The sequence below is a fragment of the Pedobacter endophyticus genome (genome assembly GCF_015679185.1).
In the GTDB taxonomy this organism is placed as follows: domain Bacteria; phylum Bacteroidota; class Bacteroidia; order Sphingobacteriales; family Sphingobacteriaceae; genus Pedobacter; species Pedobacter endophyticus.
Genome location: NZ_CP064939.1, coordinates 5125437 through 5141302, shown reverse-complemented (window position 1 = coordinate 5141302; position 15866 = coordinate 5125437). Strand labels below are relative to the sequence as shown.

The window sequence follows — 15866 nt, the reverse complement described above, 5'->3', positions numbered from 1 at the left end:
CTTACTTGTACACAATGTGTAATTTTCATCGGCACCAAACGTATCAATCAGTAACCTAGATGCACTTCTCTTATAGATTGCTTCGTACCTCGCAATGACGACCTTTGGAGAATAACTAAAACGCCCGGTTCTGCACCCTGCAATCCGGCCTAGGAGATGATTTTCGAGATAAAACGTTAAAGCTTCTGCACAAACTTTCATACCCACAAAAACAAGACAGCGCGTCCTCCCGACATTTTCTGTCGGGGCTTGCGCTGCCGCCATAAAAGCTCTGACGAATTTATCCGACATCAGATCCAAGCCTTGGGTTTTTGTTACTTTTGGGCTAAGCCAAAAGTAAACAGCCCCTCGGTGGCCAGCCGAGGCAAGCCTGAGAGGGGGGAATTGGAGCAAATCGCCAGAACAATCATAAAGCAGAATTTGACGCCCTAAACCTCTCCCTATTAGTGTCGGTGGGTTTTGCGCTGTCTGTACATCCCTCTCCTTGAGGAGAGGGAAAGCAGGAACACTGCTGTTAACCCAGAGCGCTCATAGGGAGAGGTTGTAAAAGCAAGCCGAATCCGAGCGACCGGATGACGAACGATGAAAACGATCTCTAGAACATACCCGGTTCTGCACCTTGCAATCCGGCCTAGGAGATGATGGAAGGGGAAATCGTTAAAGCTTCTGCACAAACTTTCATACCCCACAAACAAGGCAGCGCGTCCTCCCGACATTTTCTGTCGGGGCTTGCGCTGCCGCCATAAAAGCTTTGACGAATTTATCCGACATCAGGTCCAAGCCTTGGGTTTTGTTACTTTTGGGCTAAGCCAAAAGTAAACAGCCCTTCGGTGGCCAACCGAGGCAAGCCTGAGAGGGGGGAATTGGAGCAAATCGCCAGAACAATCATAAAGCAGAATTTGACGCCCTAAACCTCTCCCTATTAATGTCGGTGGGTTTTGCGCTGTCTGTACATCCCTCTCCTTGAGGAGAGGGAAAGTAGGAACACTGCTGTTAACCCAAACGCTCATAGGGAGAGGTTGTAAAAGCAAGCCGACTCCAAGCGACCGAATGACGACCTGTAGCGTGCTACCGTCGAAAGGACGATCTATGATGAAAAAAAAACTTAGCCCACCCGGTTCTGCACCCTGCAATCCGGCCTAGGAGATGATGGAAGGGGAAATCGTTAAAGCTTCTGCACAAACTTTCATACACCACAAGCAAGGCAGCGCGTCCTCCCGACATTTTCTGTCGGGGCTTGCGCTGCCGCCATAAAAGCTTTGACGAATTTATCCGACATCAGATCCAAGCCTTGGGTTTTTGTTACTTTTGGGCTAAGCCAAAAGTAAACAGCCCTTCGGTGGCCAACCGAGGCAAGGATGAGCTGGGGAAATTGGAGCAGAGATATGGCCAATGCATTAAGATCCCCGCCTGCGCGGGGATGACGATCTATCAATGGATGTATCAAACTCGCCCGGTTCTGCACCCTGCAATCCGGCCTAGGAGATGATGTTCGAGATAAAACGTTAAAGCTTCTGCACAAACTTTCATACCTCAGAAAACAAGGCAGCGCGTCCTCCCGACATTTTCTGTCGGGGCTTGCGCTGCCGCCATAAAAGCTTTGACGAATTTATCCGACATCAGATCCAAGCCTTGGGTTTTTGTTACTTTTGGGCTAAGCCAAAAGTAAACAGCCCTTCGGTGGCCAACCGAGGCAAGGATGAGCTGGGGAAATTGGAGCAGAGATATGGCCAATGCATTAAGATCCCCGCCTGCGCGGGGATGACGATCTATCAATGGATGTATCAAACACGCCCGGTTCTGCACCTTGCAATCCGGCCTAGGAGATGATGTTCGAGATAAAACGTTAAAGCTTCTGCACAAACTTTCATACACCACAAGCAAGGCAGCGCGTCCTCCCGACATTTTCTGTCGGGGCTTGCGCTGCCGCCATAAAAGCTTTGACGAATTTATCCGACATCAGATCCAAGCCTTGATTTTTGGTTACCTTTTTATCAAGAAAAAGGTAAGAGCCCTTCGGTGGCCAACCGAGGCAAGCCTGAGCGGGGGAATTGGAGCAAATCGGGCGTAGCCCTGGCATTAAGATCCCCGCCTGCGCGGGGATGACGATCTATCAATGGATGTATCATACTCGCCCGGTTCTGCACCTTGCAATCCGGCCTAGGAGATGATGTTCGAGATAAAACGTTAAAGCTTCTGCACAAACTTTCATACCTCAGAAAACAAGGCAGCGCGTCCTCCCGACATTTTCTGTCGGGGCTTGCGCTGCCGCCATAAAAGCTTTGACGAATTTATCCGACATCAGATCCAAGCCTTGGGTTTTTGTTACTTTTGGGCTAAGCCAAAAGTAAACAGCCCCTCGGTGGCCAACCGAGGCAAGGATAAGAGGGGGCGCCCGTGTTTAAAAGATTTCTCCGCTACGGTCGAAAGGACGATCTATCAAACTCGCCCGGTTCTGCACCCTGCTACCCTTCCCCTTCAAGGGGGAAGGTGCCCACCGGGCGGATGGGGGTCACCTGCCCCCCAACGACCTATACAAACCTACCACCGCATTCAGCTGTTCCGTTTTAATCGTGGCCAATTCCAGTTCACTTTGCAGCAAGTTCCCCTGAGCCGTAATCACCTCCAAATAATTTGCCATACCGCTTTTAAACAACAAACTTGCATTCTTCGAAGCCTGTTGCAAAGTTTGCGCCCGCTTTTCGGCGATACTATACTGCGCTTTCAGTTTCTCTACCTTGGTCAGCTCATCCGACACCTCGCCAACAGCATTTAATACCGACTGACGAAACGCAATCACTGTCTTTTCCCGATCGATCTTCGCCAACTCCAGACTCGATTTCAATTGTCCCCGCTGGAAGATCGGTTGCGTTATACCGCCCGAAACCAAACCGAACAAAGACGCAGGAACATTAAACCAGTTGCTTGCTTTAAACGAATTTACCCCACCGCTCGCCGTAATTACTAACGACGGGTACAAACTGGCTTTTGCCACGCCCACCCTTGCGTTCGCTACATCCAACGCCAATTCGGCCGACTTAATATCGGGCCTGCGACTTAACAAGGCCGAAGGGAAACCCGCTTTCAAATCCTGCGGAATCACCATTTTATCCAATCGACTGTCCCGATTAATCGCCTGCGGCAACGTACCGATCAACACGCTTAACGCATTCTCTTGCAAGGTAACCGACTGTTCCAAACGCGGAATCAATTGCGCCGCATTCAGCTGTTGCGCCTCAGCTTGTTGAATGGCCAACGATGTTACCTGACCCGCATCAAACTGTAAATGTATAATCCGTAAAGTGCTGTCATTTAACCGCAAATTCTTTTTCGCTATTTCCAGTTGCGCATCCAGCATTAACAAATTATAATAACCTTGAGCCACATTCGCAACCAAACGTGTTTGAACCGCCTTACGGGCTTCCTCCGTTTGTAAAAAACTAGCCAAAGCACCCGCTTTCTGATTGCGGATCTTCCCCCAGATATCAGCCTCCCAAAACACGCCCAAATTAGCGCTGTAATCCTCAATATGTGTCGAACCCGTAAACTGATTTAAGCTTAAGCCGTTCAAACTATTGTCAGATGGGCGGCTCGAACTTGCTGCAACCTGCAACTTTAACTCTGGCAAATAACCCAACTTCGATTGCTTAAACAACACCTCCGCAGCATCAATATTCTTCAATGCAATCTGCATATCGTAATTTTTCACCAACGCCGTGTCAATCAGATTTTGGACAGTAAGATCGCTGATAAATTGCTTAAAGGGCAAATCGCCAATGCTCGACGAGTCAGTCGGCGCAGTGTTTCTGAACATTCTTGGCGCCAGATTTTCTGGCAATGATAAATCTTTCGAAACCGAACATCCGCCCCAGATTAACGCAAGGAGCACGATGGAAAAAATATTAAACCGTTTCATAAACTGTATGATTTTTTATAGGTTCTTCCTCATGATAATTAGGAACAACCTCTTGTGATTCTCTTGAAAATTTCTCTTGGATGGCCTGGAAGATAACAAACAGTACAGGGATGATAAAAAGACCCAAAATTACTCCCGAAATCATTCCCCCCGCCGCACCAATACTAATCGAGTGATTACCCTGAGCCGAAGGACCCGTGGCGCCCATCATCGGAACTAAGCCCACAATAAAGGCAAGTGAAGTCATAATAATTGGGCGCAACCTCGATTTTGCCGCTTCCAGTGCCGAAGCAACCAGCGGTTGTCCGCCCCTGCGGCGCTGCACCGCAAACTCCACAATTAAGATCGCATTTTTAGCAAGCAGACCAATCAACATAATCAGCGCTACCTGAACATAAATATTGTTTTCGATACCAGTTAAGCCAATCGCTACAAATACACCAAATATTCCCGCAGGGATAGATAAGATTACCGCCAAAGGCAAAATGTAACTCTCATACTGCGCCGATAGCAAGAAGTAAATAAATACCAAACACAATAAAAAGATTACCGTCGATTGGCCACCCGAAGAAATCTCCTCACGCGTTTGCCCCGAAAACTCATAACTATAACCCGCAGGCAACTGCTTCTCTGCAACTTCCTCAATCGCTTTAATCGCATCGCCTGAACTGAAACCGGGTTTCGGAATGGCGTTGATAGAAATTGAGTTGAACAGGTTATATCTCGATGCCGTTTCAGAACCATAAATACGCGTCAATTTAACCAGCGTATTAATCGGAACCATTTCGCCCCTGCTGCTCTTTACAAAAACCCGATCAATAGTAGATGGATCGGCCCGGTCCTGAACATCAGCCTGAACCACCACACGATAATATTTACCAAAACGGTTAAAATCAGAAGCCTGTGCACTACCAAAATACGTCTGCATCGTTTGCAGGATGTCCTTTACATTTACCCCCAACTGATCCGCCTTTTCATCGTTAATATCCAATTGCAACTGCGGATAATCAGCCTTGAAGCTCGTAAACGCAACCGCAATTTCAGGGCGCTTCATTAACTCGCCAATAAACTGCTGAGAAACACCGCTAAACTTATCCAGCTTACCCCCCGTTTTATCCTGCAACACCATATCCAAAGCCTCAACATTACTGAAACCCGGTACCGTAGGAAAACTGAACACAAAGAAACTGCCCCCAGAAATAGCGCCCAGTTTCCCGCGAACCTGATTCATGATCTCCTCGATATTTTTTACTGCACCACGTTCTGCATTTGGCTTTAACAGAACGAAAACAACTGCCGACGATGGGCTGGTAGAGTTAGTCAACAGGTTGAAGCCCGAAACCGCAGTTACATCCCGCGACGCATCAAGCTTGCTCAATACATCCTCAGCCTGCGTAATTACCTTCTGCGTTCCATCCAGCGAAGTACCCGATGGCGTGTTCACTGCAATTGCGATAAAGCCCTGATCTTCAGTTGGGATAAATCCCGCTGGTGTAGTTTTCACCATAAAAACCGTAGCCAGCGTAATTAAAGCCAATCCGCCCATGCTTAACCATTTATGACGAACCAAAAACTTTAAGCCACCCACATAACGATTCGTTAACGAATTGAAACTGTGGTTAAACCCATTGAAGAATCGCTGTTTGAAGTTTGGTTTCTCCACAGGTTTTTCGCTATCATTCGAATGATTATCCTTTAAAAATAACGCTGCAAGCGCCGGACTCAAAGTCAATGCATTAACCGCCGAAATAACGATGGCGATGGCCATGGTAAACGCAAACTGACGATAGAAAACGCCTGTTGAGCCTTCCATAAAGCCAACCGGCAAGAACACCGCAGCCATAACCAGCGTAATCGAGATAATGGCACCCGTAATTTCATGCATCGCCTCATGCGTAGCCGCCTTTGGCCCCAGGTGTTTGTGCTCCATTTTGGCATGCACCGCTTCAACAACAACAATTGCATCATCAACCACGATACCAATCGCCAAAATCAAGGCAAATAGCGTCAACAGATTGATAGAGAAACCAAATAGCTGCATAAAGAAGAACGTGCCCAAAATAGCTACCGGAACCGCAATTGCCGGAATTAAAGTCGACCGGAAATCTTGTAGGAACAAAAACACCACAATGAAAACTAAGATAAAGGCTTCAATTAAGGTGTGCTCAACCTGCTCTATAGATTGATCTAAAGAAACTTTTGTACTGTAGAAAATATTCTTCTTTATACCCGCCGGAAAACTCTTTTCGGATTTCTCCATCAGTTTGTTAATCGCCACCTGAATATCGTTCGAGTTAGAACCAGCCAGCTGAATAATACCGATAACAATGCCCTTTTTACCATTTAAACGGGTAATGCTGTTATAAGAATAAGCACCAAGTTCAATCCTTGCCACATCTTTCAAGTGGAGGATAGAACCATCCGCATTGGCACGTATAGCAATGTTCTCATACTCCTCCGGTTTAGTTAATTTACCTTTATACTTAATTACATATTCGAAAACCTCTTTACTCTTCTCGCCAAATTTACCCGGCGCAGCCTCCAGGCTTTTGTCTTGAATCGCTTTCATGATCTCGTTTGGCGTAACCTGATAAGTAGCCATCTGCGTTGGATTTAGCCAAACACGCATCGAATAATCTTTTACCCCCCCAAAAATAGCTGCCGAGCCTACCCCCGGAATACGTTTAATTTCGGGAATGATATTAATCTGCGCATAATTGGCCACAAAAGTCTGGTCGTACTTCGACTCATCATCCGTGTACAAGCCAATCGCCATAATGAAACTGTTTTGCTGCTTCGCCGTGGTTACCCCTTGTTGCACAACTTCGGCAGGTAACTGACTGGTAGCCTGAGCAACACGATTTTGAACATTAACCGCCGCCTGATCAGCATTGGTGCCCAATTTGAAGAAAACAGTAATCGCCAACGAACCATCGTTACTGGCCGTAGAGCTCATATAAGTCATGTTTTCTACACCATTTATTGATTCTTCGAGCGATGGAGCAACCGATCTTAAAACGGTTTCCGCATTAGCACCCGGGTAAACTGCCGTTACCAAAACAGATGGCGGTGCAATATCAGGGAATTGTTGCAGAGGCAACTTCGTAAGGCCAAGTACACCGAGTATCACCAACAAAATGGAGATTACCGTTGCCAGTACGGGCCTTTGTATAAATATCTTGAACATTTTTTTTAATTATTGAAGCCCAACCCAATGAGCCATTTTTAACTTTCTTTCTTTCGTATTTGCGTTTTAGTACTTCGCCTTTTTAACACATAGGCACATTAGAACACACTAGTTCGAGGCGCTTTAAGGTTTGGTCGTTTAGCTTTAGTCTTTGAGCTTTGCGCTTTGTCTTCGGACTTTCGGACTTTCCGACTCTTTACTCTTTAAGCTCTTTAACCACATAGGCACATTAGAACACATTAGTGTTGAGGCGCTTAAGCTTTGGTCGTTTAGCTCTAGTCTTTGAGCTTTGGTCTTTCAGCTTTGCGCTTTATCTTCGGACTCCAGACTCACGACTCCGAACTCCAAACTCCAAACTCCCTACTCCCTACTCTTTCAACTTTAACACCGCTGCTTTGTCGGTCGCTTTTTCTGGTTGGATCACCTGTCCTTCCTGCAAACGGTCTAAACCGCTCAATACGATTTGATCGCCAGATTTTACGCCGTCTTTAATCAGGTAATTGTTGCCAGATTTACCGATAACCGTGATGGGCATTTTGCTCACTTTATTACCTTTATTTACTGCGAAAACGAAAACTTTATCCTGCATTTCTACGGTGGCCGACTGAGGAATTAAAATCGCATCATCATGTTGCAGGCCCAAACGAATCTTTCCCGTATTGCCAGAGCGCAATGTGCCGCTGGCGTTAGGGAAACTCGCCCTCAAAGTAATTGCGCCGGTGTTTTTATCAAACTGACCATCAATCATATCAATCTTGCCCTTTACAGCGTAAATAGAATTATCGGCCAACACCAACTCAACTGCAGGTAAATGTTTAATACGATCGGCAGGGCTTTTACCAGGATAATTCGCATTGAAACTATTGAAGTCATTTTCGCCCAAAGCGAAATAAACATGCACTTCGTGAATATCAGATAACTGCGTTAAGGCCTCTTGATCCGTAGGCGAAACAAGACTTCCCTGCTTTTTCGGAATACGGCCAATGTAACCGCTTACTTTTGCCTTTACATTGGTGTAGCCAAGGTTAATCTGTGCCGATGCTACACTTGCCCTTGCTTGCTCGGCATTGGCCTGAGCAATTTTGTAAGCTGTTTTTGCAGTTTTTAGTTGAAAATCAGAAACTACCTTGTTTTGCACCAATGGCGTTAGCTTATCTACTTCAAGTTGCGCATTTAAGATAGCAGCCTCGGCAGCGTGTAAACTTGCTTTAGCGTTGTTCAATGCTTCTCTAAAAGGATTTTCGTTGATCTTAAAAAGTGTTTGACCGGCTGTAACGTACGCACCCTCGTTAACAAGAACGCTTTGTAAATATCCTCCAACCTGTGGACGGATATCAATATCAATAGCTCCGTGAATAGATGCAGGATATTCAACAAATGTGGTTTCAGAACTCTCGTTTACCATGCTCACAGGGAGAACCGGCGGCGGTGGCGCCGCTGCAGATTGATCTGGTGCCGATTTGCAGCCAACAATTGTAGCAGCAAGTAAAGAAATAATTAACAGTGACTTAACATTATTAAATTGCTTAACACTGTTAAGTAAAATAAAAAGGCGATGGATAGCATTCATATGGATTTGATTTTAATGGGATTTAAAGTGTATAAATGATTTAACAGTGTTAAATCGTTGAATAAAAAAAAGGTTAACTGTTAATAGATAATGTAATGCCCTTAATGGCATCTTTTAAAATTTGATGATTAAGTTCATCCGTAGTTCTTCCATTTGGACGAACAAGGTTTATAGAAATCAGGCCGTGGATGATCGACCAATACGTGTAATATTTCATGCAGATATCATCTTCAGACACAGGCTTTTTCTTAAATAGGGATTCGATTACGTCGCCCAGCATCGCTGAAACGGTTTCTGCTTCGGTCATTGATTTTTTAACCGTGCAACATACCATGTCTACGCCGTACATCAGTTGATAAAATTCTTTGTGTGCGAAAGCGAAGTTCCAATAAGCCACCCACATCGCCTCCATTTTATCTTCAGGCGAATCGTGTTTATCGCGGGCCTCGCGGATGGCCTTAGCTAAAATTTGATAGCCTCGTCGGGTGAGTTCCAGTAAAATGCCCTCTTTGTTCGGAAAGTATTCGTAAATAATGGGTGCAGTGTACTCAATCTGATCGGCAATTTTACGCATACTCAGAGCCTGCCAACCGTCTGTTTGAACAATGTTCAAGGCCGCATCCAGAATACTGGTTCTGGTTTCTTCTTTTAAACGTAGAATTCTTTCTTTACTTCCCATCACTGGATTTATTAAGTGTAAATAATTTAACACCGTTAAGCAAATGTAGAACCATTTCAGAAAACAAGAATCATTTGATTGTCAAATGAAATTTATTTAGCCATGAATTACTCATTATCAGTACATTATCGAAAAAAGGTTGTACTATAGCTGTACTTCTTTTAAGAGATTGCTTCGTAGCTCGCTACAGGTAGCCCCCTTGGGGCAATCACGATTTATGGCATTAAAGTACTAAACCGTCTTGTTCTGCCCCTGCTCTCCGGCCTAGGAGATGATGTTCGAGATAAAACGTTAAAGCTTCTGCACAAACCTTCATATTCCACAAAACAAGGCAGCGCGTCCTCCCGACATTTTCTGTCGGGGCTTGCGCTGCCGCCATAAAAGCTTTGACGAATTTATCCGACATCAGATCCAAGCCTTGATTTTTGTTTCTTTTGGTTTAAGCCAAAAGAAAATAGCCCTTCGGCGGCCAGCCGAGGCAAGCCCGTGCGGGGGAAGTTGGAGCAAAATCGGGTGTAGCCTTGGCATTAAGATCCCCGCCTGCGCGGGGATGACGACCTATCAATGGATGTATGAAACACGCTGAGCTCTGCACCCTGCTTTCTGGCATAGGAGATGATGTTCGAGATAAAACGTTAAAGCTTCTGCAAAAACCTTCATACTCCCCAAAACAAGGCAGCGCGTCCTCCCGACATTTTCTGTCGGGGCTTGCGCTGCCGCCATAAAAGCTTTGACGAATTTATCCGACATCAGATCCAAGCCTTGAACTTTTGTTTCTTTTGGTTCAAGCCAAAAGAAAATAGCCCTTCGGTGGCCAACCGAGGCAAGGATGAGCGGAGGAAGTTGGAGCAAAATCGGGTGTAGCCCTGGCATTAAGATCCCCGCCTGCGCAGGGATGACGACCTATCAATTTTATCAAGAAAAAGGTAAGAGCCCTTCGGTGGCCAACCGAGGCAAGCCTGAGCGGGGGAAGTTGGAGCAAAATCGGGTGTAGCCCTGGCATTAAGATCCCCGCCTGCGCGGGGATGACGACCTATCAATGGATGTATGAAACACGCTGAGCTCTGCACCCTGCTCTCCGGCCTAGGAGATGATGTTCGAGATAAAACGTTAAAGCCTCTGCACAAACTTTCATACCTCACAAAACAAGACAGCGCGTCCCCCCGACATTTTCTGTCTGGGCTTGCGCTGCCGCCATAAAAGCTTTGACGAATTTATCCGACATCAGATCCAAGCCTTGATTTTTGGTTACCTTTTTATCAAGAAAAAGGTAAGAGCCCCTCGGTGGCCAACCGAGGCGAGGATGAGCGTGGGAAATTGGAGCAAATCGGTGTAGCCCCAGCATTAAGATCCCCGCCTGCGCGGGGATGACGACCTATCAATGGATGTATGAAACGCCCAGCTCAGCACCCTGCTCTCCGGCCTAGGAGATGATGTTCGAGATAAAACGTTAAAGCGTCTGCACCAACTTTCATACCCCACAAAAACAAGACAGCGCGTCCTCCCGACATTTTCTGTCGGGGCTTGCGCTGCCGCCATAAAAGCTTTGACGAATTTATCGGACATCAGATCCAAGCCTTGGGTTTTTGGTTACCTTTTTATCAAGAAAAAGGTAAGAGCCCTTCGGTGGCCAGCCGAGGGAAGTTGGAGCGGGGGAAATTGGAGCAAAATCGGGTGTAGCCCTGGCATTAAGATCCCCGCCTGCGCGGGGATGACGATCTATCAATGGATGTATCAAACTCGCCCGGTTCTGCACCCTGCTCTCCGGCCTAGGAGATGATGTTCGAGATAAAACGTTAAAGCTTCTGCAAAAACTTTCATAGCTCAAAAAACAAGGCAACGCGTCCTCCCGACTTTTTCTGTCGGGGCTTGCGCTGCCGCCATAAAAGCTTTGACGAATTTATCCGACATCAGATCCAAGCCTTGATTTTTGGTTACCTTTTTATCAAGAAAAAGGTAAGAGCCCTTCGGTGGCCAACCGAGGCAAGCCTGAGCGGGGGAAATTGGAGTAAAATCGGGTGTAGCCCTGGCATAAATCCCGTACGTACGGGACCGCCTGCGCGGGGATGACGACCTATCAATGGATGTATGAAACACGCCCAGCTCTGCACCCTGCTCTCCGACCTAGGAGATGATGTTCGAGATAAAACGTTAAAGCTTCTGCAAAAACTTTCATACCTCAAAAAACAAGGTAACGCGTCCTCCCGACATTTTCTGTCGGGGCTTGCGCTGCCGCCTTTAAAGCTTTGACGAATTTATCCGACATCAGATCCAAGCCTTGAACTTTTGTTTCTTTTGGTTCAAGCCAAAAGAAAATAGCCTGTCCGGCCAGGACAAACAAAAAAGTCGTAGCGGGACGCTACGACTAGTATATAGATCTCCCAGTATATAGATCTTTCCCAGCTAATATCCTTAAAAGATTTCTCCGCTACGGTCGAAAGGACGATCCTTCTTCTTTCCGTCATCTCGACTGGAGCGTAGCGAAACGGAGAGATCTTCTTTCTCAGCTATTATCCTTAAAAGACTTCTCCTCCGTAGGAGCTCCTGTGGAGCGCTACGGTCGAAAGGACGACGCTTTGGTAAAAAACTATTTAAAGTTTTTCATGAAACCACTCACACTTTCCTCAATATCTCCATCAGCAATGGCCTTAACGAACGCAGTGCCAATAATAGCTCCATTTGCATAAGAACAGGCTTTATCAAAAGTTTGTTTGTCGCTGATTCCGAAACCGATCATCGTTGGATTTTTCAGGTTCATGTTCTTAATCCTGCTGAAATAAGTCTCCGTCGTATCGCCAACTTCGAGGTTTTTTCCGGTCGTTGCCGATGACGAAAGCAAGTAAATAAAGCCGTTGGTTAATCCGTCAATTTTCCGGATGCGTTCATCGGCAGTCTGAGGCGTAATCAAAAATACGTTGCTTAAATTGTGCTGTTCGAAGCAGTCTTTATAAAACTCCTCATATTCTACCATCGGCAAATCAGGTACAATGCATCCATCGACACCCACTTCGGCACAGGCTTTACAAAAATTCTCTACGCCGAACTGCAATACGGGGTTTACGTAGCCCATCAACAGAACGGGAATGGTTACGTTCTTGCGTAAATCTTTCAATTGCTCAAAAAGCAAGTTCAAAGTCATGCCCTGATCTAAAGATTGCTTACTACTGGCCTGTATCACCGGACCATCAGCCACGGGATCTGAATAAGGGAAGCCGATTTCGAGCATATCCGCTCCCGATCGCTCTAGCGCTTCCGCAATTTGTATCGTATCGCCAGTATTTGGATAACCGGCTGTGTAATAAATTGATAATATATTTTTCTTCTTTTCGAAGAGTTGTTTGATTCTGTTCATTGTTCAGCTTTCCGTCATTGCGAGGAACGAAGCAATCTTTAAAGTAGATTGCTTCGTTCCTCGCAATGACGACTTTTCTTATAAGTTAAAATATTTAATATACGTGTCCAAATCCTTATCGCCCCTACCCGATAAGCAAACCACTACATTTTCGCCACCTTTAAATTCCATTTTTTCGAGATAGGCCAAGGCATGGGCACTCTCTATCGCGGGGATAATTCCCTCTAATTTTGTGCAAAGCAAACCGGCATCCAAGCTTTCCTCGTCGGTAATGGAAACGTATTGCCCGCGACCGGTTTTAAACAAATGCGCATGTTGAGGGCCAATTCCCGGGTAATCCAATCCTGCGGATACCGAATGCGGTTCAACCACTTGCCCATCTTCGGTTTGCATCAAAATACTTCTGCTACCATGCAAAACGCCTTCTTTACCCAGATACGTTGTTGCTGCCGATAGGCCGCTCGACACGCCTTTCCCAGCGGCCTCAACGGCAATAAGCTTCACATTCTCATCATCCATGAAATGGTAAAACATGCCCATAGCGTTGCTGCCACCGCCTACGCAAGCTAAAACATAATCGGGCTGGTCGCTGCCGGTTTGCTCCAACAATTGTTTTTTGGTTTCCTCTGAAATAATAGATTGAAAAATCGCCACCATATCAGGATAAGGATGCGGCCCGACCACCGAGCCAATAATGTAATGCGTATCAACGGGGTTGTTAATCCAATCTCGCATGGCCTCGTTTGTAGCATCTTTTAGTGTTTTACTCCCCGAACTTGCCGGAACCACTTTTGCGCCCAACATTTTCATGCGGGCAACATTTGGCGCTTGTCGCTCAATATCTACCTCCCCCATGTAAATTACACATTCTAAGTTGCGTAAAGCGCAAACGGTTGCGGTGGCCACACCATGCTGACCGGCACCTGTTTCGGCGATGATCCTTTTTTTGCCCAGCTTTTCGGCCAGCAAAATTTGTCCGATGGTGTTGTTAATTTTATGCGCACCTGTATGATTTAAATCTTCCCTTTTTAGAAAGATATTAGCGCCGTAACGCTCCGAATACCGTTTAGCCAGATACAATGGCGACGGGCGGCCGACGTAGTCTTTTAATAGTTGATGAAATTCCTTTTGGAAATCGGCATCATCAATAATCTTTAAATAGTTTTGACGTAATTCTTCTACGTTTGGATACAACATCTCTGGGATGTAAGCTCCTCCAAAATCGCCGTAATATCCTTTTTCGTTTACCTTGTATTTCATATATTCTTATCAAAATCCGTCGGTTGAAACCGACGGCAATGAATTGTTCCTAATTTAATCATAATTGAAATCATGAATTATGTCTTTCAATTAATTTTATGCCATGTTTTCTGTCATTCTGAATGCAATGAAGAATCTGAACCCAATTAGCAATAAACATCATTAGGCAGTGCTTCTTTAAGCAACAGCTTCGTAGGCTAGGGATTCTTCGCTACGCTCAGAATGACAGCTTAAATTTTCGTTGCTTCTATAAACTCATTTATCTTATCCACATCCTTTACACCTGGCTTAATTTCAAACCGGCTGTTGACGTCTAATGCGTATAAACGAGGATCGTTAATCTTCGCTATTGCCTCTGTATGTTCCAAATCTATTCCACCACTTAAAAAGTAAGGCTTATGTAAACTATAGCCGGCCAAAATTTTCCAATCAAAGGTTTTTCCCGACCCACCATGTGCTTTGGTTTTGGTATCGAACAAAAAGTAATCAACCGAATCCACATAAGCATTTAGCAAAGCGAAATCAAAATCTTCATCCACGCCGAAAGCCTTAATCACCTCTAAATTGTTAAAATCAGTTTTCAATTCCCTGCAATATTCGGGCGCTTCCTTTCCATGTAACTGAACAGCTTTTAACTGATATTGATTTACTTTTTTCTTAACCGTTTCAATATCTTCATCAACAAAAACGCCAACGGTCTTAATTTCTGCAGGAATATACTTAATCAGTTCGGCCGATACATCACTGATAAACCTGGGCGATTGATCATAAAAAATGAAGCCTAAATAGTTGGGGCGCAAAGCCGCAACCGCAGCAATATTCGCCGCGAGCTTCATTCCGCATACCTTTACTTTTAAGTCTTTCATTAGGCGACCAATTTTTTGAAGCTTTCTAAGGCTTTTTTGCTCATTAGCGATTCTTCGGCCTCATAAAAGCAATCGGCAAAAGTAGCTGTTGGTTTTATGGTTTTGATGGCCAATGCCGAGTTACAAAGCACTACATTGTTCTGTACATCGGTTGCATCGCCGTTCAACACATCGATAAATATTTTTGCAGATGACTCTACGGTATCGCCACCTTTGATCTCATTTACATCTACCTTTTCGAAACCCATATCGCCCAGTGTTAATATGCTCTCGCCTTTGTTGTTGAAGGTTTTTACATCGCAGGTAAGCGAAATTTCGTCGTAACCTTCAAGCGCATGTACAATGGTATAGTTTTTCGTGGTATCTTGATAGAGGTAATTGTACACCCGAGCCAATTCGAGACTAAAAACGCCTACCATTTGATATTTCGGCTGAGATGGGTTTACCATTGGACCGAGCATATTAAAAAACGTTTTCACACCCAGATCCTTACGGATCGGCGCAACAATTTTCATTGCGGGATTAAATAGTGGTGCATGCAAAAAGCAAATTCCGGCGGTATCAAGGTTTCGTTTTAGTGTATCTTGATCGTTGGTAAATTGATAGCCCAGATATTCCATCACATTTGATGACCCGCAGCCCGACGAAACGCCATAGTTACCATGTTTTGCCACCTTATGACCAGCGCCGGCCACTACAAACGACGAAAGAGTTGAAATATTGAAAGTGTCTTTTCCATCGCCACCGGTTCCACAAAGATCAATTAGCTCGAAGTCGGAAAAATCTACCTTTACGCCTAAATCCAGCATTGCATCGCGAAAACCCTGAAGCTCATGAACGGTAATGTTGCGCATGGCGTAAGCAGTGATAAAGGCCGCAATTTGCGAAGAATTAAATTCGCCCTGCGAGATAGAGATCAGGATGTTTTTTGCTTCTTCCCTGCTAAAGCTCTTATTTTCGAATAGATGGTTTAATATTTGTTTCATGTTGATTTGTGTGTTGCCATTTGTAGCTATCGCCTTAATTCAAAATCGTT

8 protein-coding genes are annotated in these 15866 nt (G+C 45.2%); all 8 read right to left on the bottom strand.

Annotation, left to right across the window (positions count from 1 at the left end; genetic code table 11):
* Positions 1 to 2512: 2512 nt before the first annotated feature.
* Positions 2513 to 3916: a TolC family protein gene (locus IZT61_RS20920; protein ID WP_196098939.1), complete on the bottom strand. Its 1404-nt coding sequence runs from the start codon at positions 3914 to 3916 to the stop codon at positions 2513 to 2515.
* Complete coding sequence (locus IZT61_RS20915; protein WP_196098938.1) at positions 3903 to 7103, bottom strand: efflux RND transporter permease subunit; 3201 nt, start codon at positions 7101 to 7103, stop codon at positions 3903 to 3905. The genes IZT61_RS20920 and IZT61_RS20915 overlap by 14 nt, the downstream gene beginning before the upstream one ends.
* A gap of 367 nt (positions 7104 to 7470) precedes the next feature.
* A complete protein-coding gene (locus tag IZT61_RS20910) occupies positions 7471 to 8673 on the bottom strand; it encodes an efflux RND transporter periplasmic adaptor subunit (protein ID WP_196098937.1) in 1203 nt (400 codons plus the stop codon).
* Positions 8674 to 8746: 73 nt separating this feature from the next.
* Positions 8747 to 9352: a TetR/AcrR family transcriptional regulator gene (locus tag IZT61_RS20905; RefSeq protein ID WP_196098936.1), complete on the bottom strand. Its 606-nt coding sequence runs from the start codon at positions 9350 to 9352 to the stop codon at positions 8747 to 8749.
* Positions 9353 to 11939: 2587 nt separating this feature from the next.
* Entirely contained in the window at positions 11940 to 12704 is a 765-nt protein-coding gene (gene trpA / locus IZT61_RS20900; RefSeq protein WP_196098935.1) for a tryptophan synthase subunit alpha, read from the bottom strand.
* A 78-nt stretch (positions 12705 to 12782) separates the two neighbouring features.
* Complete coding sequence (gene trpB, locus IZT61_RS20895; protein ID WP_196098934.1) at positions 12783 to 13964, bottom strand: tryptophan synthase subunit beta; 1182 nt, start codon at positions 13962 to 13964, stop codon at positions 12783 to 12785.
* A gap of 230 nt (positions 13965 to 14194) precedes the next feature.
* On the bottom strand, positions 14195 to 14830 hold the full coding sequence (locus IZT61_RS20890) for a phosphoribosylanthranilate isomerase (protein ID WP_196098933.1): 636 nt from the start codon (positions 14828 to 14830) through the stop codon (positions 14195 to 14197).
* The gene (gene trpD, locus IZT61_RS20885) at positions 14830 to 15816 is read right to left on the bottom strand and encodes an anthranilate phosphoribosyltransferase (RefSeq protein WP_196098932.1); all 987 of its coding nucleotides are present in this window, start codon (positions 15814 to 15816) and stop codon (positions 14830 to 14832) included. Before trpD ends, IZT61_RS20890 begins: the two co-directional genes overlap by 1 nt.
* Positions 15817 to 15866: the final 50 nt, after the last annotated feature.